At 62.2% G+C, this 20,743-nt stretch carries 20 protein-coding genes and 1 riboswitch; of the genes, 7 read left to right on the forward strand and 13 right to left on the reverse strand.

Annotated features, from left to right (window positions below; translation table 11 throughout):
* A partial coding sequence (locus tag EP237_RS23240) for a hypothetical protein (protein ID WP_206052340.1) occupies nucleotides 1-200 on the forward strand: 200 nt, incomplete at its 5' end.
* Nucleotides 201-573: 373 nt separating this feature from the next.
* Here the strand turns inward: EP237_RS23240 and EP237_RS21210 are convergent.
* From EP237_RS21210 to EP237_RS21225, 4 genes are read right to left on the reverse strand one after another with little or no spacing between them, the layout of a single operon-like run.
* Entirely contained in the window at nucleotides 574-2,955 is a 2,382-nt protein-coding gene (locus tag EP237_RS21210; protein ID WP_127562828.1) for a 1-deoxy-D-xylulose-5-phosphate synthase N-terminal domain-containing protein, read from the reverse strand.
* Between the two features lie 24 nt (nucleotides 2,956-2,979).
* Nucleotides 2,980-3,531 (reverse strand): OsmC family protein, encoded by a 552-nt coding sequence (locus EP237_RS21215; protein WP_127562829.1) that lies wholly within the window; start codon nucleotides 3,529-3,531, stop codon nucleotides 2,980-2,982.
* The gene (locus EP237_RS21220) at nucleotides 3,531-4,847 is read right to left on the reverse strand and encodes a trans-sulfuration enzyme family protein (RefSeq protein ID WP_164744792.1); all 1,317 of its coding nucleotides are present in this window, start codon (nucleotides 4,845-4,847) and stop codon (nucleotides 3,531-3,533) included. Before EP237_RS21220 ends, EP237_RS21215 begins: the two co-directional genes overlap by 1 nt.
* 21 nt (nucleotides 4,848-4,868) lie before the next feature.
* Nucleotides 4,869-6,074 carry a methionine gamma-lyase gene (locus EP237_RS21225; RefSeq protein WP_127562831.1) on the reverse strand — a complete coding sequence of 402 codons (1,206 nt, stop codon included), beginning with the start codon at nucleotides 6,072-6,074 and terminating at the stop codon, nucleotides 4,869-4,871.
* Nucleotides 6,075-6,166: 92 nt separating this feature from the next.
* Here EP237_RS21225 and EP237_RS21230 point away from each other — a divergent pair, with 92 nt between their 5' ends.
* On the forward strand, nucleotides 6,167-6,640 hold the full coding sequence (locus EP237_RS21230) for an Lrp/AsnC family transcriptional regulator (RefSeq protein WP_127562832.1): 474 nt from the start codon (nucleotides 6,167-6,169) through the stop codon (nucleotides 6,638-6,640).
* Between the two features lie 245 nt (nucleotides 6,641-6,885).
* On the opposite strand, the gene EP237_RS21235 is transcribed toward EP237_RS21230, so the two are convergent.
* Genes EP237_RS21235 through ilvD form a run of 4 tightly spaced genes read right to left on the reverse strand, consistent with a single transcriptional unit; the run spans nucleotide 6,886 to nucleotide 10,541 of the window.
* A complete protein-coding gene (locus EP237_RS21235) occupies nucleotides 6,886-7,263 on the reverse strand; it encodes a hypothetical protein (RefSeq protein ID WP_127562833.1) in 378 nt (125 codons plus the stop codon).
* A 13-nt stretch (nucleotides 7,264-7,276) separates the two neighbouring features.
* Nucleotides 7,277-8,032, reverse strand: coding sequence for a DUF6478 family protein (locus EP237_RS21240; protein ID WP_127562834.1), 756 nt, complete (start codon nucleotides 8,030-8,032; stop codon nucleotides 7,277-7,279).
* A 60-nt stretch (nucleotides 8,033-8,092) separates the two neighbouring features.
* Nucleotides 8,093-8,827 carry a hypothetical protein gene (locus tag EP237_RS21245; RefSeq protein ID WP_127562835.1) on the reverse strand — a complete coding sequence of 245 codons (735 nt, stop codon included), beginning with the start codon at nucleotides 8,825-8,827 and terminating at the stop codon, nucleotides 8,093-8,095.
* On the reverse strand, nucleotides 8,808-10,541 hold the full coding sequence (gene ilvD / locus EP237_RS21250; protein ID WP_127562836.1) for a dihydroxy-acid dehydratase: 1,734 nt from the start codon (nucleotides 10,539-10,541) through the stop codon (nucleotides 8,808-8,810). Before ilvD ends, EP237_RS21245 begins: the two co-directional genes overlap by 20 nt.
* A 454-nt stretch (nucleotides 10,542-10,995) precedes the next feature.
* On the opposite strand from ilvD, the gene EP237_RS23860 reads away from it, so the two are divergent.
* From EP237_RS23860 to EP237_RS21270, 4 genes are all read left to right on the forward strand, one after another.
* Complete coding sequence (locus tag EP237_RS23860; RefSeq protein ID WP_420812540.1) at nucleotides 10,996-11,559, forward strand: CPBP family intramembrane glutamic endopeptidase; 564 nt, start codon at nucleotides 10,996-10,998, stop codon at nucleotides 11,557-11,559.
* Between the two features lie 71 nt (nucleotides 11,560-11,630).
* The gene (gene accD / locus EP237_RS21260) at nucleotides 11,631-12,575 is read left to right on the forward strand and encodes an acetyl-CoA carboxylase, carboxyltransferase subunit beta (RefSeq protein WP_127562838.1); all 945 of its coding nucleotides are present in this window, start codon (nucleotides 11,631-11,633) and stop codon (nucleotides 12,573-12,575) included.
* Nucleotides 12,568-13,848, forward strand: coding sequence for a bifunctional folylpolyglutamate synthase/dihydrofolate synthase (locus EP237_RS21265; RefSeq protein WP_127562839.1), 1,281 nt, complete (start codon nucleotides 12,568-12,570; stop codon nucleotides 13,846-13,848). The genes accD and EP237_RS21265 overlap by 8 nt, the downstream gene beginning before the upstream one ends.
* 364 nt (nucleotides 13,849-14,212) lie before the next feature.
* Nucleotides 14,213-14,422, forward strand: a riboswitch (cobalamin riboswitch).
* Nucleotides 14,410-14,877 (forward strand): hypothetical protein, encoded by a 468-nt coding sequence (locus EP237_RS21270; RefSeq protein WP_127562840.1) that lies wholly within the window; start codon nucleotides 14,410-14,412, stop codon nucleotides 14,875-14,877. Its footprint overlaps the riboswitch before it by 13 nt.
* 3 nt (nucleotides 14,878-14,880) lie before the next feature.
* Here the strand turns inward: EP237_RS21270 and EP237_RS21275 are convergent, their stop codons facing one another.
* From EP237_RS21275 to EP237_RS21290, 4 genes are read right to left on the reverse strand one after another with little or no spacing between them, the layout of a single operon-like run.
* The gene (locus tag EP237_RS21275) at nucleotides 14,881-15,798 is read right to left on the reverse strand and encodes a metal ABC transporter permease (protein ID WP_127562841.1); all 918 of its coding nucleotides are present in this window, start codon (nucleotides 15,796-15,798) and stop codon (nucleotides 14,881-14,883) included.
* On the reverse strand, nucleotides 15,795-17,000 hold the full coding sequence (locus EP237_RS21280; RefSeq protein WP_127562842.1) for a metal ABC transporter permease: 1,206 nt from the start codon (nucleotides 16,998-17,000) through the stop codon (nucleotides 15,795-15,797). Before EP237_RS21280 ends, EP237_RS21275 begins: the two co-directional genes overlap by 4 nt.
* 3 nt (nucleotides 17,001-17,003) lie before the next feature.
* Nucleotides 17,004-17,810 carry a metal ABC transporter ATP-binding protein gene (locus EP237_RS21285; RefSeq protein WP_127562843.1) on the reverse strand — a complete coding sequence of 269 codons (807 nt, stop codon included), beginning with the start codon at nucleotides 17,808-17,810 and terminating at the stop codon, nucleotides 17,004-17,006.
* On the reverse strand, nucleotides 17,810-18,754 hold the full coding sequence (locus EP237_RS21290; RefSeq protein ID WP_127562844.1) for a metal ABC transporter solute-binding protein, Zn/Mn family: 945 nt from the start codon (nucleotides 18,752-18,754) through the stop codon (nucleotides 17,810-17,812). The genes EP237_RS21285 and EP237_RS21290 overlap by 1 nt, the downstream gene beginning before the upstream one ends.
* Nucleotides 18,755-18,907: 153 nt before the next feature.
* Here EP237_RS21290 and EP237_RS21295 point away from each other — a divergent pair, with 153 nt between their 5' ends.
* A complete protein-coding gene (locus EP237_RS21295) occupies nucleotides 18,908-19,612 on the forward strand; it encodes an IclR family transcriptional regulator (protein WP_127562845.1) in 705 nt (234 codons plus the stop codon).
* A gap of 16 nt (nucleotides 19,613-19,628) precedes the next feature.
* Here EP237_RS21295 and zapE read toward each other — a convergent pair whose 3' ends face one another.
* Nucleotides 19,629-20,714, reverse strand: a complete 1,086-nt coding sequence (zapE, locus tag EP237_RS21300) for a cell division protein ZapE (RefSeq protein WP_127562846.1) — start codon at nucleotides 20,712-20,714, stop codon at nucleotides 19,629-19,631.
* Nucleotides 20,715-20,743 lie beyond the last annotated feature (29 nt).

Consider the following 20,743-nt stretch of genomic DNA (forward strand, 5'->3'; position numbering starts at 1 on the left):
AGGTGAGCTTCGACTGGGATATCGTCGGCACCGGCGACTACAATGGCGACGGCATGGACGACACCCTGTGGCGCAACGTCAACACTGGATCGGTCGGTATGTACGACATGGCCAGCGGCACCCCCAGCTGGCAGAGCATCGGCCAGGCCGGGCTGGAATGGGACGTCGAGGGCCAGTTCGTCGATGAGTTCGTGTTCTGATCTAAGCTTTCGCCCGGGACCAAGGCAGTTCGGGGAAAAAACCCGCCTATTGCCTGTCCTTACCCTCATCTGGCGGGCATCGGCCCTCGCCCTTGGTCGGACAGATCATCCCGATCATCTGGCACGCTGCCGGCCTGAATGACGACCCAGGGCGACCTCTTCCAGAGCCTGCCAGAGAACATGGTTTTGCAACCGCGGTGACATGAGGCCGCAAGCTGTACGACAACGGCTTTCATGGAATCGGGCCAAGGAGCGAGAGCGCTGCTGCGCAAGAAATGAATTCCAGAGTGCGGACAAACCGGCCTCATGCAGACGCGGCTACTGCTGTTTGGCAGCTCCGCTTCGTGCACGTTTCAGATCAGAGACCGATCCGTCATACGCGAGCCAGCATGCGAATCTGGCTGCCATGTGTGAGTCCCTGCACTTTCTCCGCGATCGAACGGGCGTCAATTCCATGATGTCGGTAGAGATCGCCGATCGTGCCTGTTTGTCCAAAATGCTCAACGCCCAGCGAGATCGTCTGATGACCAGCTACGCCACCCAGCCATGCGAGCGTCGCCGGGTGCCCGTCGATGGCGGTGACGATCTTGCAATGCGGCGGAAGGTCGGAAAGCAACCTCTCGATATGTGACCGGGCGACGGCATTGCCGCGTGACCTTGCGCGCTGCGCAGCCGTCCACCCGGCGTTCAATCTGTCGGCGGAGGTCACTGCGAGGACGCCAATGTCACGCCTCCCTTCACCGATAATGCCGGCCGCCTTGATGGCCTCGGACGCAACGGCGCCTTGATAGGCGATCACCACTTCGCAGTTCGGACCCGGTTTGCGCAGCCAGTAGGCCCCATCTATGGCGCCTTGCCTGAAGGCGTCATCGTGGCGTTTGCCGGGCTGCTCAATGGGGTTGGTCGTAAGGCGTAGATAGACGCTACCACCGGTTTCGTCGCGCAGCCAGGTGCGCTCGTCAGGGTCGCCCTCACCGTCGCGCTGCATGTAGTCGAATGCCCATTCCATGATGACCGCCAGTTCATCGGCAAAGGCCGGTTCGAAACTGGCAAGACCGTCCTGGCTCATGCCCGTCAGCGGCGTGCCAATCGACTGGTGCGCGCCGCCTTCCGGCGCGAGCGTCACACCCGACGGCGTCCCGACGATCATGAACCGGGCATCCTGGTAGCAAGCGTAGTTCAAAGCATCGAGACCGCGGTGCACGAAAGGATCGTAGACCGTCCCGATGGGCAAAAGGCGTTTGCCAAACAAAGAATGCGACAGCCCCGCCGCTCCGAGCAGAAGGAACAGGTTCGTCTCGGCGATGCCCAGCTCAATATGCTGACCTTCGGGGGTGAAGGCCCATTTCGTGGTTGATGGAATGCGGTGTTCGATAAACGCATCCGCCTGCTCCGCGCGCGCAAAAAGCTTGCGACGGTTAACCCAGGAGGCAAGCCCCGTCGTGCCTGTCACATCGGGGGAAGTGGTGACGATCCGGGCTGCAAGGTCGCTGTCACCTTTCGACAGATCATCCAGAATCTTGCCGAATGCGGCCTGTGTCGAGATCTCTCGATCGGTGCTGAAGTCAATCGCGGGAACCTTGATCCTGGCATCAGTGAACCTGCGTGGACCAGTGGCAAAGAAGGGCACATCTGAAAGGAAGGCCTCAAGCGGGGCGGTATCTTCGACCCCCGCAAAGCGATCCCATTCATGGCCCTCCGGCACGCCCATATGCTGCTGCCAGTCCCTGAACTGGCTTTTGTTCATCAGGCCGCCATGGTTGTCCTTGTGACCCGCAATGGGGGTGCCCCAGCCCTTGATCGTGTAAGCCAGAAAACAGGTCGGGCGATCATGATCGATCGAGTCAAACGTATCGGCCATTGTAGTCACGCAGTTTCCGCCCAGGTTTTCCATCAATGCAGCAAGTTCATCATCGCTGCGCCGGTCGATCAGCGCAGAGACATCCCCCTGATCGCCCAGATCGTCCATAAGACGCTTGCGCCAGACCGCACCGCCCATGAAGGTGAGCGCCGAGTATTCCTGATTGGGGCAGGCATCGATCCAATCGCGCAGCTTGTCTCCACCGGGTTCCTCAAATGCCGCGCGTTGCAGCGCGCCATGTTTGATGCGGACAACATCCCAGCCGAAGGCATCAAAGATCTTCTCGATCCGTTCGAACAGACCCTCACGCACGATCCCATCCAGTGATTGCCGGTTATAGTCGATGATCCACCAGGTGTTGCGCAGGTCATTTTTCCAGCCCTCTTGCAGGGCCTCATAGATGTTGCCCTCATCGAGCTCCGCATCTCCGACCAAGGCAACCATTCGGCCCATGGGGGCATCCTTGCCCCATTCCTTGGCAGCAATGTAGTCCTGAATGATCGACGCAAACGAGGTGATCGCGACGCCGAGTCCGACCGACCCAGTCGAGAAATCCACATCATCGACGTCCTTTGTGCGGCTCGGGTAGCTCTGAACACCCCCCCAGCCACGAAAGTTCTCCATCCGCTCGCGGGTCTGATTGCCCATCAGGTACTGCGCCGCATGAAAGACAGGAGAGGCATGTGGCTTGACCGCAACGCGGTCCTCGGGACGCAAGGCCGAGAAATAGAGCGCTGTCATGATCGACACCATCGAAGCGGAGGAGGCCTGATGCCCGCCAATTTTGATCCCATCCACCTTGGGGCGGACGTGGTTCGCGTGGTGGATCATCCAATGTGAATGCCACAGCAGCAATTGCTCGACAGTCTTCAAATGGGTGTGCGAAACGGTCATGGCGAGGCTCCCCGAGGTCCGGTTTCAGTCTTCGAACTGGCTCACGACGATATCGCCAGAGAGGCAGACGGGGTTGAGGATCGTCTGGGCGTTTGGGCTGTGTTGGACAGCTTTTTTGTGCAGCTCTTCGAACTGCTCAGGAGTGCCGTTGCCGGATACGTGGATCGTATAGCGAATTTCCGGGAAGCCCACCGGCGCGTTGGTGCCAAGGCCCATAAAACCGCGCAGATCAAGCGAGCCATCGAAATCGATCTTGACCGAGTCCAGTTGGATTCCTTCGGCAGTCGCGCCAGCGACGAAGGCCACCATCATGCAGGACCCAAGACCCGACAACAGGAGCTCCTGCGGGTTCGGTCCGTGGTTGTTGCCCATCAACTGGCGCGGCTCGTCCGCCTTCCACACGAAAGAGCGGCTGACCTTGTGCGAACCCACGAGCATGGGCTTCGTCGCGGTGCGGGCGCGGGTCCCGCTTTCCCAGTCAATTTCGATGCCATAGCTCATCAGACCTTCTTCGGGGTCGTTCGCGACTTCATTGACGAACTCGCTCAGCGCGGCGGTTGGGATGGAGTTGCGCATCAAGCGGCCCCTTTCACGGTAGAAATTGCAGTCAGAGCCTGGTCAAAATCCGCGATCAGATCAGCGGCATCTTCGATACCGACTGAAAGACGCACGCAACCAGGGTGAATACCGATATTGGCCCGCTGACGGCGTGTCATCGTGGCCTGCGAGGAGTTGAACGGCAGGCTAACCAGGCTTTCGATCCCACCGAGGCTTGTCGCCTGTTTCGGCAAGCGCAAATGGTCCAACAGCGCAAGCGCCGCCTGATCGCCGCCTTTGACAAAGAAGGTCACGTTGCCTGTGCCCATCTTCATCAGCCTTTTCGCGCGTGCATGGTCCGGGTGGCTGGGCAGCATCGGATAGAGCACGCTTTCCACCGCCGGGTGGGTTTCGAGGAATTCTGCCAAAGCGGTGGCCGATGCCTCATGCGCCTTCATCCGAATGTCGAGCGTCTTCAGGCCGCGTTCCAACAGGAAACAGGCATGCGGATCGAGCGATCCGCCATAGTTCAGAAGGCGAGGCCAGATCATGTCGACCAGTTTGCGCGGTCCGCAAACGACGCCTGCAATCAGGTCCGAATGCCCGTTGAGGTATTTCGAAGCCGAGTGCACGACCAGATCCACGCCAAGTTCCAACGGTTTCATCACCGGGGGTGGGGCAAAGGTGCTGTCGACTATGAGGCGCAGATTGTGCCGCTTGGCGATCTTTACCAGCGCAGGGATATCCACAACCTTCAAGACCGGGTTGGTGATCACTTCGAAATAGAGGATCTGCGTGTTGGGCTGGATCGCGGCCTCGATGGCTTCAAGGTCATAGCTGTCCACCAGGGTGGCCGACATGCCCATCGACGGGAATTCCTGATTGAAGAGGTTATAGGTCCCGCCATAAAGGTCGCTTGCGGCAACAACATGCGCCCCCTTGTCGACCATGGCCATCACGGCGGCCGTTATCGCAGCCATTCCTGAACTGAACACGATCGCGCTTTCCGCACCTTCGAGCGTCGCCAGCTTTTCCTGCACGGCCCACTGGGACGGATTGCCGTAGCGGGTGTAGATAAAACGGTCGCGGCCTAACCCTTCCTCAATCGAGCCGTATGTTTCTTCATGCAGGATAAAGGTCGAGGTTTGATAGATTGGTGTACCGACCGCGCCGGTACGCGGGTCATCATGGGTGCCCGCGTGGACAGCCTTTGTGGACATCCCCATACCGCACATTGGGTGGGCGTCCAGGAACGGACCGGCTTGGCGGCTGCGATCCAACTCATTGATCCAGCGCCCGGGCTTTCGTTTGGCAGCCTGGCTTGTGGCGTCACCGAAGAGCTTTTCGTCAGTCATTTTTTCCTCCACGCGCAGGACTTACTCAGCCGCAAGTGCGTTGTGTTGAGAAAGAGCTGTCATCAGGTCGTCGATCAGGTCGTCTGCCGTCTCCAACCCGACCGAAAGGCGCACCAGTCCCTCAGCGATCCCATGTTCCGCCCGTTCTTCGGGAGTGTAGGTCGAATGCGTCATGCTTGCGGGATGCTGGATCAGGCTTTCCGCATCCCCCAGGCTGACAGCCCGCTGGATCAACTTCAGCCGGTTCATCACCGCGATGCCGCCCGCTTTGCCACCAACAACCTCGAAGGGAATCATGCCGCCGAAATCTGACATCTGTCGCCGCGCCAATTGCCGTTGCGGGAAGCTGTCGAGCCCAGGATAGTGCACGTGCGCGACAGCAGGATGCGCCTCTAGGGCCTCGGCCACACGCATCGCGGTCTGACAATGCCGCTCGACCCGCAGTTCGAGCGTTTTCATGCCGCGCAGGATCAGCATGGCCGTCAACGGGGACATCACAGCGCCTGTCATATCCTTCAGCCCGATCAGACGCACCTGTTGCATGTCGTCCGCCGAGCCCGCGACGAGGCCCGCAACCACATCACCATGACCGCCAAGATATTTGGTGGCGGAGTGCAGAACGATATCCGCGCCATGTTCAAGCGGGCGGGTCAGAACCGGCGTTGCATATGTGTTGTCGACCACCACTTTGGCGCCTTTCGCGCGCGCGATTTGCGAAATGGCTGCGATATCCACCAAACGGTTGTTCGGATTGGCAGGCGTTTCGAAATAAACAACCTTGGTCCGGTCAGAGATCGCGCTTGAAAGGTTTTCAGGGTTGGTCAGATCAATGGGTACGACCGTGACGCCGAATTTTGTCAGCCCATGCGTCAGAAAGGCGAAGGTGCAGCCGTAAAGCGTCTTGTCGATGATCACCTCATCACCCGAGGCAACCAACGTCCAGAACACTGAAGTGATGGCCCCCATACCTGATGCCGTGGCCAGCCCGGCCTCTGCGCCCTCCAGATTGGCGATACGCTGCTCCAGCTGATCCAGGGTTGGGTTCGAAACTCGGCTGTAGAAATGTCCCTGCTGCTCGCCCGCGAACATCGCCCCACCGGCCTCGGCGGTCTCGAACGTGAAGGTTGATGTCAGGTATATCGGCGGGTTCAGCGAGCCTTGATGCGTAGCGGCATCATACCCGTGGTGTATGGCCCGTGTCGAAAATCCTTTGCCCGTCGTATCCATAGTGCACCTCTTGTAGCTGGCGCTATATTGGGATGGATTACGCGGCAGGTGATTGCTAAGTTCGCCCCAAGGATCATCAGGATTAGCATATTATGCCAAAAGCTTCCAAAATAGACGCGACGGATCGCAAGATCATCCGGGCGCTACAGAAGAACGGGCGCATGACGAATCTCGAACTTGCCGAACACGTGAACCTCTCGCCTTCGCCATGTCTCCGCAGGTTGCGAAACCTCGAGCAAAGCGGCGTCATCAAAGGCTACACAGCCGAGGTGGACGCGAAGGCCTACGGCTATCCAATTACGGTTTTCGTTCGCGTCACGTTGAACGCGCATACAGGCGAGATCGTTCAACTGTTCGAACACGAGGTGCGAAACATACCCGAAGTCCTGGAATGCTTTGTGATGACCGGGGCGGCTGATTATTTCTTACGTGTCATTGTCTCGGACCTGGAAGACTACGAACGCTTTGTCCGACAGCGGCTACACGAGATCGGATGCATCAGCTCGATCGACACAAGCTTTGTCTATGGAGTTGTAAAGCAGACCCATGTTTTCCCGGATCTGTGAGGCTTAGCCCATGCCGGCGAGGCCACGCCGCGCGATCCGGTCACCGACAGTTTCACGGCGGGGATACCTCATAAGCGCCGCTGTGATCCCGGTCCGCGTCTCGCTCCTTGCCTCAAAAAGTCTTGCTGCGTGCGCTTAAGGCGAGACATCAGAAGTCACAGGGTGGGCTCCAAGCCGTCATTCGTTGCACTCGGTTCGACGGCGCGCGCGCTGGCGAGGTCAAGCTGTTCAGCCTAACCCATGGCTCAATCGACCCCGGTTTCCACGCAGTGGCGGCGGAAGCTTCGTTTCAGCAGGTCGAGCTCCTCTCGAAGGAATTCGACCTCGGCGCGGATGTCGTCCTCCAGCGGTTCGCCGGCCAGGATGGTTATGCGATCCAGCACTTCGCCATCCTCGGAACTGCGGAGCTGGATGGTCTGCACCCCGTCGCACAGAACCTCGGCCGGGATGTCGAAGCCCAACAGGAAATGCCCCGGATGCCCTTCCATCGGGGTGATCTCTGGCAAGCCGATGACGCGGTCATGATGGACGGCCTCGACCACCGGCGCAGAGGAAGAGGCGTTCAGCAGCCCCTCGTAGCGGCCGGCTTTCAGGCGGGTCTTGACCAGGCTCGATTCGGACATTTGCGGGGTTCCTTCACAAATCGGCGCGCGGGGCGCGGGTCAGCGTCAGGTCGGTCAGCTGAACCTGGTTCATCGCGGGATTGTCGAAGATCAGGTCGATCCAGGCCTTCTCCACCCGCTTTTCATTGATGTTGGAATAGGCCAGATCGAATTCGGCCAGCCCCACATCATCGGACAGGTCCAGCTGCCGCACCATCTGTTCGGTATTGGGGCCGTGCTGGATGTTCAGCCTTGCATAGATCTCGATCGGGTTCTCGCGGATCACGCGGGCGCGCAGACTGAAATAATGGTTGCGCGTGATGCCGGAAATCGCCGCATCGGGCAGGGACAGGACCAGCGACAGGAAGGATCCGTCAAAGCGGTAGACATCCAGCAGCAGCCCGAAGGCCGAGGACACTGAAGGATCGGTGTTGCGGGTCTGGCGCAGGGTGATCTCGGACCGGGCGCAATCATGAAACAGCGTCACGCTGTCGGTCAGCTTGTGCGGGGAGGGCACTTCGACCACGCCAGAGGGCGCGCGGGGGGCGGTCCAGGGATCGGGACGCCAGGCCCAGTCGCATTGATCGGGACGCAGGATTTCGGATTGCCCGTCCGGGATCAGACCCGCTTCGGCGGAGGCCACGAACAGATCGAGCTTGCGGCGCAGTCTGCGCGCGGTGCGCTGCAACTCCTGCACCTCCTGCGCTGGCAGGGACCCTGCGTGATCGGCCAGCGCCGCCCAGCGCTCGACCGATTTTCTCAGCATCCGTTTTTCCAGAAAACCGCTCATGTCAGCTGCCAGACGCTCCCACTCGTTCCACGATGTGCCAAGGGTTTAACCCCTGATCCCTTAACCGCCCATTATTCTCCGAAACAGCCCGACATTCCAGAGCGTTCCGCGCGGCTGCGCGGGACTGGCTGGAACCGCTGCCGGGGCAACCGGGGCAACCGGGGCGGCGCCGGATTCGTTTGCAAGCTGCACCGCCTGGGTGAATTCGCGCAATGTCTGCAATCCGCTGTCAGAGGAAACCGGGCTGTCATCGCGGCCCAGAACCGTCAGCGTCGCAATCCGGTCGCCCACATCCAGATAGGACCGCCAGTAATCGGCCGAGACATTCTGGATCTCGCTGGCACTGCTGTCACGGGCGCGCAGGTAGAACACATCGCCCTGATGGAAACTGTCCAGAACCTCGACCGTATCGGCCTCTCCCGCGCGGCTCAGCAACTGGCGGCCTTCTTCGGATGCGAAAAACGCGCTCAGATCCGGGATCGCGTCGCGCAGGGTCTGGCTTGCATCGGCCTCGGACAGCGACGCGGTCAAGATCGCCTGAACCGCAGGTTGCCCAGCGCTGCGCCGCCCAGAGATCACCGCGCAATTACCCATCAGGACAAACGCCGTATCGCCGCTGTCGCGGGTGGAATCGGGATCGACGCAGAAGCCTTCGGGTCCGGTCACCGTCACCATGTCAGAGGTCACGGACACTGCCCGCACCGGCGGGGACCCGGACGGTCCGCCACCCAGCCGCCCGCAGGCGGCGACCAGCAACACTGTCAGGACAAGCGCCCTAGAGGTCCATATAGACATGCCGTTCCTCTTTTCCGCCCGGGTGAGTCACCGCGCCATATTTGGCCGACCCCACCAGCTGCGCGTATTTCCACAGCGCGCCCGAGGCATAGATGGTTTCGCGCGGTCCGGCCCAGGCGGCCTTGCGCGCGGCCAGTTGTTCATCCGTCAAGGCAACCGACAATTCCCCGGTGACCGCGTTGATGGTGATCATGTCGCCGTCTTCCAGCAGCGCAATCGGCCCGCCATGCGCGGCCTCTGGCCCCACATGCCCCACGCAGAAGCCGCGTGTCGCGCCGGAAAAGCGCCCGTCGGTGATCAGCGCCACGGATTTCCCCATGCCCTGACCGGACAGCGCCGCCGTGGTGGCCAGCATTTCCCGCATCCCCGGCCCGCCCGCGGGGCCTTCGTTGCGGATGACGATCACATCGCCTTCCTTGTAGGTACGAGCCTTGACTGCCTCGAACGCGTCTTCCTCGCATTCGAAGACCCGCGCGGGACCGGTGAACACTTGTTCCTCCGCGCTCATCCCCGCGACCTTCACGATGGCCCCGTCAGGGGCAAGGTTGCCTTGCAGCCCGACCACGCCACCGGTTTCCGTCAGCGGCGTCTCGATCGGGTGGATGACCTTGCCGTCGGCCTCGCGTTCGATCAGGTCCAGTTCCTCACCAATGCTGCGCCCGCTGGCGGTCATGCAATCTTCGTGGATCAGCCCGGCCTTGCGCAGCTCCTTCATCACAACGGGTACGCCACCCACCTCGTAAAGGTCCTTGGCCACATACTCGCCGCCCGGTTTCAGGTTCACGAAATACGGCGTGTCGTGGAAGATCTCGCAGACGTCCTGCAAGTTGAAGTCGATCCCCGCCTCATGCGCAATCGCGGGCAGGTGTAGCCCCGCATTGGTGCTGCCGCCGGTGCAGGCCACGACCCGCGCCGCGTTCTGCAAGGATTTCAGCGTCACGATATCCCGCGCGCGGATATTCTTCTCCAGCAGGTTCATCACCGCATCGCCTGAGGCGGTGCCATAGGCATCGCGGCTTTCGTAAGGCGCGGGCGCACCCGAGGAATTCATCAAAGCCAGCCCGATCGCCTCGGACACGCAAGCCATGGTGTTGGCGGTAAACTGGCCGCCACAGGCCCCGGATGACGGGCAGGCGATCTTTTCCAGCGCCCGCAGCTCCTCGTCCGAATTCGCGCCCGCCTGATGACGGCCAACCGCTTCGAACACATCCTGAATCGTCACGTCCTTGCCCTTGTAGCGGCCCGGCAGGATCGAGCCGCCATAGATGAACACCGACGGCACGTTCAGCCGCACCATCGCCATCATCATTCCCGGCAGGGACTTGTCGCAGCCCGCAAGCCCGACCATTGCGTCATAGCAATGGCCGCGCATGGTCAGTTCCACCGTGTCGGTGATAGCATCGCGACTGGCCAGCGATGCCCGCATCCCCTCATGCCCCATGGCGATGCCATCGGTCACGGTAATGGTGGTGAACTCGCGCGGGGTGCCGCCCGCGTGCTTGACGCCCATCTTCACCGATTGCGCCTGACGCGACAGGGCGATGTTACACGGCGCGGCCTCGTTCCAGCAGGTGGCGACGCCGACGAAGGGCTGGTTCACCTCTTCCTCGCTCAGCCCCATGGCATAGAGAAACGACCGATGCGGCGCGCGCGCGGGACCGATTGTGGTGTGCCGGCTTGGCAGATGAGATTTGTCTTTCGGACCCGTGGTCATGCTGATCTTCTCCTTACCAAAGCGCTTGCTTTCAGGAATAGAACGCGCGACTCCCCCACACAAGCGCGATTGCCGCTGGCAGACGGTCAGGGTATGGTCTCGCAAAATGGCAGGCAGGCCCGAGCGAATGAGTTACAAAGCCCATAACGCCTATGTGGCGCCAGCGCAGGTACGGCCTCAGATCGGCTGGCTGATGCTTGGATTCGTCCTGGCCTGCGTGATCTGCGTGCTATGGGTCATTGCGCTGTTCGGCACAGTCTTCCTGACAGCCGGTGTCGAAGGCGGACAAGCCTGGATCGACCGCATGACGCGGGCCGATACGCCCACCTCTACCCTGTTGGTCATCGCCACGCTGTGGGGCCTTGCCTTCGGCGTCATGGCCGTGGCCCCCCTGATCCACCGCCGCAGCGCCTGGACGCTCTTTGGCCCCTGGCGGCGGATGCGGCGGCATTTCATGATCGCCACGCTAGTCTGCTTGGCGGTGCTCGCAGCCTCGGCCATCATCCCCTTCGGCTATGACCCCTTGCCGGGGCTGGATCTGCCCCTGTGGCTCAACTTCCTGCCCCTGTCGCTGCTGGTCATCCTAGGCCAGACCGGCGCGGAGGAGCTGTTCTTTCGCGGCTACCTGCAACAGCAACTGGCCGCCCGGTTCAACACCCCCCTCGTCTGGATGGGCCTGCCCTCTATCCTCTTCGGTCTCGCGCATCTGGACCCGTCCAATGGCCCCGTCCTTGCCTGGCTGGTGGTAGCCGCGACCGGGCTTTTCGGTCTCTGCGCCGCCGATCTGACGGCCCGCACCGGCAATATCGGCGCGGCCTGGGGGTTTCACTTCGCCAATAATGTGGTGGCGATCCTCGTCGTGTCGCTCAGCGGCACGCTCTCCGGTCTTGCGCTCTACGTCACGCCCTTCGGTCCGGCGGAAACCGATACGCTGGTTCCCCTTCTTCTGCGCGACATGGCGACCACGGTCGCGATCTGGGCCGCCATCCGCTTTGCCCTCGCAAAGACGGGCCGCTAGGCCACGCTGCAATTGCATTTCCCGTCCCCGCGTCATATCTGGGCGTGGACGGTCGCAGAAACGGACAGCTCATGAACTGGATCACCAATTACGTCCGCCCCCGGATCAACTCGCTCTTTTCCCGCCGCGAGGTGCCGGAAAACCTTTGGACCAAGTGCCCCGAATGCGGGACCATGCTGTTCCACCGGGAACTGTCGGACAATCTGAACGTCTGCACCGGCTGCGACCACCACATGCCGATGACCCCGCGCGCCCGGTTCGAGGCGCTGTTTGACGGCGGCGTGTTTTCCGAGGTGCAGGTTCCCGTCCCGGTCCCCGACCCGCTGCAGTTCCGCGATCAGAAGAAATATCCCGACCGGATGAAAACCGCCCAGAAGGGCACCGGAGAATTCGAGGCGATGCTGGTCGCCGAAGGCGAGGTGGGCCGCACCCGCATCGTCGCAGCCGGTCAGGATTTCACCTTCATGGGCGGGTCCATGGGCATGTATGTGGGCAACGCCATCATCGCCGCCGCCGAACGCGCCGTGGAACGGCAACTGCCGCTGGTCCTGTTCTCCGCCGCCGGGGGCGCCCGCATGCAGGAAGGCATCCTGTCGCTGATGCAGATGCCCCGCACAACTGTCGCCGTGCAGATGCTGAAAGAGGCGGGCCTGCCATATATCGTCGTGCTGACCCACCCCACCACGGGTGGCGTCACGGCCTCCTACGCCATGCTTGGCGATGTGCAGATCGCCGAACCCAATGCGCTGATCTGCTTCGCCGGTCCCCGGGTGATCGAACAGACCATCCGCGAAACCCTGCCCGAGGGCTTCCAGCGGTCCGAATACCTGCTGGATCACGGCATGCTGGACCGGGTGACGCACCGCAAGGATCTGAAGGATGAGCTTGTGACCATCCTGCGCATGCTGACCGGCCAGCCGCCCGCCGTGAAGGGTGATCTGCCCGCACCGGAACCGGAGGCCGAAACGCCCACGCCCGAGGCGTCCGAAGAAGAGGCTGCCGACAAGAATGGCTGAGGCCCGTTCCGACATCCTCCTTGACCGGATGATGTCGCTGCACCCGAAAATCATCGACCTGACGCTCGACCGGATGCACCGGCTGCTGGCGGCATTGGGCCACCCGGAGGCGCAGCTGCCCCCGGTCATCCACGTCGCAGGCACCAACGGCAAGGGCTCCACGCTCGCCATGCTGCGTGCGGGGATCGAGGGCACGGGCCAGTCGGCCCATGTCTACACCTCGCCCCACCTCGCGCGCTTCCATGAACGGATCCGTCTGGCGGGCGAGCTGATCGACGAGGACCTGCTCAGCGACATTCTCGACGAATGCCTCGCCGCCAACGGCCCCGATTCGATCACCTATTTCGAGATCACCACCGCCGCAGCGCTTCTGGCCTTCACCCGCGTGTCCGCCGGCTGGACGCTGCTGGAAACCGGGCTCGGCGGGCGGCTCGATGCCACCAATGTCGTGGATCAGCCACGCCTGACCATCATCACGCCGGTCGATCTCGATCATCAGCAATATCTGGGTGAGACCCTCCCGGAAATCGCGGGCGAAAAAGCCGGGATCATCAAGCGTGACGTGCCCTGCGTCGTCGGCCCCCAACAGGATGAGGCGCTGGAAGTGATCGAGGCCCGCGCCGCCCGTCTTGGCGCGCCCTTGCTGGTCCATGGCCAGCACTGGCATGTCTGGGAAGAACGCGGGCGGCTGGTGTTCCAGGACGAAACCGGCCTTCTGGACCTGCCGCTGCCCAATCTCGTCGGCGCGCATCAGGTGATGAACGCAGGCGCCGTCCTTGCCGCGCTGCGCCATCTCCGGTTTGACGAGGCTGCATGCGAGGCCGCCGTCACCCGCGCCGAATGGCCCGCCCGCATGCAGCGCCTGAAATCCGGCCCGCTGGTCGATATGGCCGAGGCCGCAGGCAGCGACCTCTGGCTCGATGGCGGCCACAACCCCGCCGCCGCGCTGGCCATCGTCGAATCGCTCTCGCGCCTGCCCGCAAAACCCACCCACCTGATCTGCGGCATGCTCAACACCAAGGATGTCGGCGGCTTCATGCGCCCGCTGGCCGGTGTGGCGGGCAGCCTTCACGCCGTGTCCATCCCCGGTCAGGCCGCGACCCTCTCGGCAGAAGACACCGTCGCCAAGGCCCGCGCCGCCGGGCTACAGGCTGATACCGCCGAGGACGTGAACTCCGCCCTCGCTGCGATCCTCGCAAAGGCCCCCGGCGCCCGCGTCCTGATCTGCGGGTCACTCTACCTCGCAGGCGTGGTGCTCCAGACACACAGCTAACCCGCCCGGCCCTTTCATCTTGGCACCAAATACCTCCGCCGGAGGCTCCCCAACCCCGAAGCCCGCTCAACGGCGGAATACCCGCGACTCCCGACCGGCGAGTCCGTGGCAACGCGGCCCGACGAGGGCCCCGAAGGGGCTTGAGGAGGGACGCTCCCCGGTCGACGCCGTCAGGCGGCGAAATCCCTTTTTGTCTGTACGCCCGGTGTACGGGGGGTGCACAGGGGGTGTACGCCCGGCACCCCCCCTTTTTCTGCCCATTGACGGCCCCCACCATCCTGCGCAATGTGACCCCGATGGTTCCCCGAGGCTCAATCGCCGAGGGGATGAAAAGGGANTGCCCATTGACGGCCCCCACCATCCTGCGCAATGTGACCCCGATGGTTCCCCGAGGCTCAATCGCCGAGGGGATGAAAAGGGAATGCGGTGCGGGGTTTCCCCAAGGCCGCAACTGCCCCCGCAACTGTAAGCGGAGAGCGCCCCCAATCGCGCCACTGGTTCAGGGACGAACCGGGAAGGCCGGGGACCGCATCGACCCGCGAGTCAGGAGACCTGCCATCAATGTTGAAACCTGAAGGCGGGGTGTCCTTCGAGGGGGTTTTCGCGGCCCTCCCGACCCGTCTGACCCATAGCGCGGAGGGCGCGATGATCATGACCGAAGACGGCTATTCCTATAGCTGCACCACCTGCCCGAAAACCGGCCAGCCCTGTGCCGCTGGCCTCAAGCTCGCCCGTCAGCTCGGGGCGGCTTTGCAAGCCGGCGAAGGCACGATCCAGGATGATTTCGAGATAACTGGACATGGGCAGCTCAGCGGCGACTGCGGGCAAGACTGTGGTGTTGTATATAGTCTCTATAACAGGGGGTTTCGTGTCTTTTGTGGCGTTTCTCAAGACACCGATCCCGAAGCCCTGATCCGGTTCTCTGACGCGTTTCTGGGCGATGGTCCCGTTCCGCGCGGACCGGTTCCCCGGGCCATGGTCGTCGGCTCTCGGATTGCTCGGCACCCTGCTGCGACGGCCCGGGCCTGACCCTCAGCCCTGCGTGCCTCCGCGTGCGGGGCCAAACACCGCCGCAAGCCCAAGGACGATGCCCGATACGGTCGCGATCATTCCCGCAGCACTGACCGAGTCCTCTGCGCCAAGCCAGAGCGGCCCATAGCCCGCAAGCACATAGCCCAGGACCGCCGACAACGTGGCGAAGATCACGCTCCATCCCACCTGCGCGGCCAGCCGGTTGGTCATCAGCCGTGCAGCCGCGGGCGGGCAGATGAACATGGCGATCACGATGATCGACCCGACCGCATCGAACGCCGCCACGGCCGCCAGTGCGGACACCGCGACCAGTGACATGCCGATCAGGTTGGTCCGCATCCCCATGACCTGCGCAAATCCTTCATCGAACGTGGAAATCTTCAGGGGTCGCCAGAACAACCACACGAAGGCGATCACGCCGATCATGGACAATCCCATGCGAAAGAGCTCGGGCGGCAACCCGGCCAGCGCCTCTGGATCAAGCAGCGAACCCCACCCGAACGCGTCCAGCCAGATCAGGCTTTCCAGATTGCCCATCAACGCATGTTCCACATCGAGGTGAACGGTGGAGGTGTCCGACCTTTCCAACAGCAGCACACCGCCCGCGAACATCGTCGTGAAGACCACGCCCATGGCGGCCCCCGGTTCGATCCCGCCAAGTCGCCGAATGGCTTCGATCAGCAGCACGGCCAGCAGGGCGGCGGCAGCGGCGCCGATCATCATCGGCCAGGTCGACACCGTCCCCGTGATCAGGAAAGCCACGACGATGCCGGGCAGAACCACATGGGAAATCGCATCTCCGATCAGGGCCTGACGACGAAGCACCAGGAAATTGCCCGGAAGCGCACAGGCGATCGCCGCGAACACACCGATCAGGATGGGTGTCAGGCTAAGGGGGACAAACTCTGCACCGCTCATGCCAGGACCTCCTGCGGCGCGGCCAAATGAGTGTCTATTTCTGCCAATTGGTCACTTGTCACCACGGTTTCAATCGGGCGCATCCCGTCATAGAGCGCCGCTGCCGCCTCGTGATCGGGCATGGCGCGCAGGATCTCCCACCGTTTTTCATCCAGCAGGGCCTTTGCGGCGCGGGCGCGTCCGGCCTCGGTCGCCACGCCATCGGGGCGCGACAGCCCCGCGCGATGCAGAAGGCGAACAGTGTAGCGTTCGTAGATCGGCTGACCATGCGCCAGCGCCAGCAATCCTTGCCGCACATGAACGCGCCGTTGAAACGCCACGTGCCGAATAATGGCTGCCAGAACGCCCCGGTTGGGCGCAAGGAACAGGGAAGCGGCAAAGACCGAAAACCCTGTCAGCACAATGATTGGCCCTGTGGGCAACGCGGGCGCAGAGGCCGAGATTGCCGCGCCAATGAAACCGGACACGCCGCCGATCACACCAGACAGTAGCCAGACCCTCTCGGTCCTGTCTGTCCAGAACCGGGCCGTCACCGGGGGAATGATCAGAAGTGCCACGATCAGGATCAGGCCCACGACCTTCAACCCCACCACCGTCACCGCCATGACCAGACCCATCGTCACCAGATCGACCTGCCGGATGTTCAACCCCCGCGCGGCAGCGTAGTCCTCGTCAAAGGCCACCATGATCATTGGCCGCCGCAGGATAAGCGTCAGGATCAGGGTCAGCGCCCCTCCGGCGGCAATAAGCAGCGCATCCGCGCGAAGCATCCCGGCAGTGGATCCGAGCAGCAAGCTGTCCAGCCCTGCCTGGCGCCCGGACTCCATCGTCTGGATCACGGTCAGCAGAACGACACCAAGGCCGAAGAACACCGACAGAACCGCGCCAATGGCGCTGTCCTCAGCCAGTCTGGTCCGGCGCGTCAGCCATTGAACGGCCACAAGACCAAGGGCGGCTGTCACCGCTGACCCGGTCAGAAGCCCGGCCAGGCTCCGCCCGTCTCCACCAAGCGCCACCATCACGATGAAGGCCAGCCCCACGCCGGGCAGGGTCGCGTGGCTGATGGCATCGGAGACAAGCGATCGGCGGCGCAGGAACAGGAAGGTGCCCGTCACGCCCGCGGCAAATCCCAGAAGGGTCGCGCCAATGGCGACGAGTGTGGCGTTGTAGCCAAGCTGAAGGGTCAGCGCCTGCCACAACATGGCTTACCCCGCGACCGGAATGCCCGCGACCTGCGCCGTGGCCAGACGTCCGCCATAGGCGGCTTGCAGATTGGCCTCGGTGAAGGCATCCGCAACTGAGCCTTCGGCAATCTTGCTGGTGTTCAGGATCAGGACACGGTCGAAGTAATCGCTTACGGTTGAGAGGTCGTGATGGACGGAGACGACCGTCTTGCCTTCTGCCTTCAACGTCTTCAGCACAGCGATGATCGCCTTCTCGGTTGCGGCGTCGACGCCGGCGAAGGGTTCGTCCAGCAGGTAGAGATCCGCCCCTTGAGCCAAGGCGCGGGCGAGAAACACGCGCTGTTGCTGTCCGCCGGAGAGCTGCCCGATCTGGCGATCCGCGAATTCGGCCATGCCGACACGGGACAGACACTCAATGGCCTTGTCCCGATGGCGTGGGCGCACAAGGCGCAGCAGGCCAAGTTCGCGCGACAGGCCCATCAGGACGACGTCCAGAACCGTCGTCGGAAAATCCCAGTCAACGCTGGCACGCTGCGGGACATAAGCGATGCGGTGGCGCTGGCTGTTCAGAGGCTGACCAAAGACAGTGACCGTACCCGACAAGGGGCGCAGAATGCCTAAAGATGCCTTTAACAGGGTCGATTTTCCAGCTCCGTTCGGCCCGATGATCGCGGTCATGGACCCTTCGGGGAATGTGGCATCGACCGAAAAGACCACCGGTTTCTGACCATAGGACACGGTCATGCCCCGGATCGCAATGGGCGATTGGTCAGGGGCTTCGCCGGTCATGGTCTGGCCATCGGTACTGGCAAGCGCAATCCGTTTCATCACATGCCCGCCGAAAGCTGACCGGTCATCCCGCGTTCCGGGGCAGAGCCGCCGAGCGACCGGGTGATTGTGGTGACGTTGTGGTCGATCATGCCGATATAGGTGCCTTCGTAGCTGCCCGGTTCGCCCATGGCATCGGAATAGAGCTCTCCCCCGATATGCACGTCGTGCCCTCTGGAGGCCGCGCCTTCGATCAACGCCCGGATATTCCGGTCAGAGACAGAGCTTTCGACGAACACGGCACGGATATTGCGGGTTACCAACAGGTCCACAAGGTCTGCGATCCGGGCGAGTCCAGCCTCACTTTCGGTCGAGATGCCCTGGATTCCCAGAACCTCGAACCCGTAGGCATTGCCGAAATAGTTGAAGGCATCATGGGCGGTCAGCAGCACACGCTGGTCCTGCGGCACGGTCTCCAGAACACCGGCGGAATAGACAGAAATAGTCTCTAACTCGGCCAAAAATGTCTCTGCATTGGTGGAATAGGCGTCTGCTTGTTCCGGGTCGGCGGCGATCAGGGCGTCACGGATGGTGTGCGCCACGTTCTGCCACAGGTCAGGCACCATCCATACATGCGGGTCATAGCGGTTGTCGTAATCCTCATGCGCCAGCAGCAGGTCACGCGGCAATCCCTCTGCCACAGCAACCACTGAGCGGCGGCGGGACAGATCCTCGAAAAACTCTTCCATCTGCGCTTCGAGATAGAGCCCGTGCCACAGCACCAGATCGGCGCGGGTCATGGCGACGATGTCACTGCGGGTCTGGCGAAAGGCATGCGGGTCCACACCGGGGCCCATCAGGGCACGCACCTGCACATGGTCGCCGCCGATCTGGCGGGCAGTGTCTGCGATCATGCCGGTCGTGGCGACAACGGTCAGTTGTGCCGCCGCCATTGTGGCAGACGTCAGGAGGATAGAAAGAGCCGCGCCTAGACGGGTCAGCATTACTGCACCTTTTCGATGTGTTCAGAATAATAATGAGAATGATTTGCAAGAAGTCAATGCAGTTGCGAGTCATTTGCATCTTTTCCGGCATGTTTCGACTGGACAGCCCAGATATGCGCGGCAAGCCTAGGCCAGCGAGCGACAGGAGGCGTCATGACCAACACGCGCATCGAATCGGTGGAGAAGGCCATGTCGATCCTGTCGGCCTTTTCCAGCCAGCGGCGGCGGATGAGCCTGGCGGAACTGGCCGAAGAGACCGGCTTGCACAAAAGCACGGTGCTGCGGCAGGCCAATTCCATGCAGCTCTATGGGTTCCTCACCCGTGATGTGGACGGGCGCTATGGTATCGGCGCGTCGGTCTGGCGCTTGGGGCTTCTGTTCCGACAGGATTACCAGAACGGCGCCACGATTCGGCCCGTCCTGCGCGATCTGGTGGAGAAGACCGGGGAAACCGCGTCGTTCTACGTGCGCGCGGGTGAGGAACGGGTCTGCCTTTACCGCGAAAACTCCCCCAACCTGATCCGCTATCATCTGGAGGAGGGTATGCGGCTGCCCATGGATCGGGGGTCCGTCGCTATGGTGCTGCGTCGCTGCGCCGGGGAACCGGTACCCCATGCGTTGGAATTCACCGCGGCCGGATCGGTCAATCTGGCGGGTGGGCGCAATCCCAATATCTCATCTGTTGCGACACCGGTCTTTTCCGCGGATGGGCAGTTGATGGGGGTCTTGGCGGTTTCTGGTCTGAGCACACGGTTCGACGCGCCGAAACGATTGGCAGCCCTGTCGCTGGTAGAGGCGCATGCGAAAGCGCTCCGGACCAAATCCGCGCCGCCGTTATCAGAGGAAAAAAGTCTCTAACAAAGGGGGTTTGACCCTACTCGGAGGCCCATTCGGCGCTTTGCATTTCACGCAACCGGGACGCGGTCCGCTCGAATTCGAAACTGCCAGACCCTTCGAGATAGAGCCTTTCCGGCTCTTCCTCGGCTGAGATGATCACCCGCGTACGCGCCTCATAGAGAGCATCAACAAGCGTCACGAACCGCTTGGCTTCATTAAACTTCGAGCTATCCAGGCGCGGCACGTTTTCCAGCACCAGCAGCTTCACCGCCCCGGCCAGCGCCAGATAGTCAGCGGGTCCAAGCGCCTGTCCGCAAAGATCCCAGAACTCCGCCCGCGCCATGCCGGCCCAGTAACGGGGCAGGTGAACCTCCCGGCCTTTGACCTCCAGCACCAATTCTTCGCTTTTGCCCCCGGTCAGATCGCGCCAGATCTCGTCGATCGCCCGGCGCGAGGCTGCGTTGGCCGGGGCGAAATAGGTGCGTTCCCCGGCGAGGCGATGCTGGCGGTAGTCGGTCAGGCTGGTGATTTCATGCACTTCCAGCTTGTCGTTCAGAATGTCGATGAAGGGTAGGAACAACTGCCGGTTCAGCCCGTTCTTGTAGAGATCCTTGGGCGGACGGTTCGAGGTGGTCACAACGACGACCCCGGCTTCGAACAGCATCTGGAACAGCCGCCCGACGATCATGGCATCGGCGATGTCGGTGATCTGCATTTCGTCGAAACACAGCAGGTCCACATCGCGGATCACCGCCTCTGCCACCGGTTTCAGCGCATCTTCGGCCCCGGATTTGCGCGCGTCATGCAGGCCGGACTGAATTTCCTGCATGAAGGCGTGGAAATGGACCCTGCGTTTGCGGGCAATCCCGGCATGGGCGTGAAACAGGTCCATCAGCATAGACTTGCCACGCCCGACCCCGCCCCAAAGATAGAGCCCACGCGTCCCTTCCGGCACCGCAGGTTTGAAGAACCGGCCAAGAAACCCGGACGGTTTGGCGGGCCGCTCCTCCAGCTTTTCGCGCAGATCTTCCAGAAGCAGAAGAACCTCTCGCTGCGCCGGGTCGGGGCGCAACAGGCCCTCGGCCACGCGGGTGTCGTAGATGGCTTGAAGATGCTGAGACATATCAGGTTGGTAGCGCGAAGCCGCTGCGG

It is taken from the genome of Nioella ostreopsis, from assembly GCF_004000255.1.
Taxonomy (GTDB): domain Bacteria; phylum Pseudomonadota; class Alphaproteobacteria; order Rhodobacterales; family Rhodobacteraceae; genus Nioella; species Nioella ostreopsis.

Excerpts from the sequence above, each read along its gene's own strand:
- EP237_RS21210 (WP_127562828.1), bottom strand. The coding sequence starts at position 2,955 with ATGACCGTTTCGCACACCCATTTGAAGACTGTCGAGCAATTGCTGCTG.
- EP237_RS21215 (WP_127562829.1), bottom strand. The coding sequence starts at position 3,531 with ATGCGCAACTCCATCCCAACCGCCGCGCTGAGCGAGTTCGTCAATGAA.
- EP237_RS21220 (WP_164744792.1), bottom strand. The coding sequence starts at position 4,847 with ATGACTGACGAAAAGCTCTTCGGTGACGCCACAAGCCAGGCTGCCAAA.
- EP237_RS21225 (WP_127562831.1), bottom strand. The coding sequence starts at position 6,074 with ATGGATACGACGGGCAAAGGATTTTCGACACGGGCCATACACCACGGG.
- EP237_RS21230 (WP_127562832.1), top strand. The coding sequence starts at position 6,167 with ATGCCAAAAGCTTCCAAAATAGACGCGACGGATCGCAAGATCATCCGG.
- EP237_RS21235 (WP_127562833.1), bottom strand. The coding sequence starts at position 7,263 with ATGTCCGAATCGAGCCTGGTCAAGACCCGCCTGAAAGCCGGCCGCTAC.
- EP237_RS21240 (WP_127562834.1), bottom strand. The coding sequence starts at position 8,032 with ATGAGCGGTTTTCTGGAAAAACGGATGCTGAGAAAATCGGTCGAGCGC.
- EP237_RS21245 (WP_127562835.1), bottom strand. The coding sequence starts at position 8,827 with ATGTCTATATGGACCTCTAGGGCGCTTGTCCTGACAGTGTTGCTGGTC.
- ilvD (WP_127562836.1), bottom strand. The coding sequence starts at position 10,541 with ATGACCACGGGTCCGAAAGACAAATCTCATCTGCCAAGCCGGCACACC.
- EP237_RS23860 (WP_420812540.1), top strand. The coding sequence starts at position 10,996 with ATGATCGCCACGCTAGTCTGCTTGGCGGTGCTCGCAGCCTCGGCCATC.
- accD (WP_127562838.1), top strand. The coding sequence starts at position 11,631 with ATGAACTGGATCACCAATTACGTCCGCCCCCGGATCAACTCGCTCTTT.
- EP237_RS21265 (WP_127562839.1), top strand. The coding sequence starts at position 12,568 with ATGGCTGAGGCCCGTTCCGACATCCTCCTTGACCGGATGATGTCGCTG.
- EP237_RS21270 (WP_127562840.1), top strand. The coding sequence starts at position 14,410 with ATGTTGAAACCTGAAGGCGGGGTGTCCTTCGAGGGGGTTTTCGCGGCC.
- EP237_RS21275 (WP_127562841.1), bottom strand. The coding sequence starts at position 15,798 with ATGAGCGGTGCAGAGTTTGTCCCCCTTAGCCTGACACCCATCCTGATC.
- EP237_RS21280 (WP_127562842.1), bottom strand. The coding sequence starts at position 17,000 with ATGTTGTGGCAGGCGCTGACCCTTCAGCTTGGCTACAACGCCACACTC.
- EP237_RS21285 (WP_127562843.1), bottom strand. The coding sequence starts at position 17,810 with ATGAAACGGATTGCGCTTGCCAGTACCGATGGCCAGACCATGACCGGC.
- EP237_RS21290 (WP_127562844.1), bottom strand. The coding sequence starts at position 18,754 with ATGCTGACCCGTCTAGGCGCGGCTCTTTCTATCCTCCTGACGTCTGCC.
- EP237_RS21295 (WP_127562845.1), top strand. The coding sequence starts at position 18,908 with ATGACCAACACGCGCATCGAATCGGTGGAGAAGGCCATGTCGATCCTG.
- zapE (WP_127562846.1), bottom strand. The coding sequence starts at position 20,714 with ATGTCTCAGCATCTTCAAGCCATCTACGACACCCGCGTGGCCGAGGGC.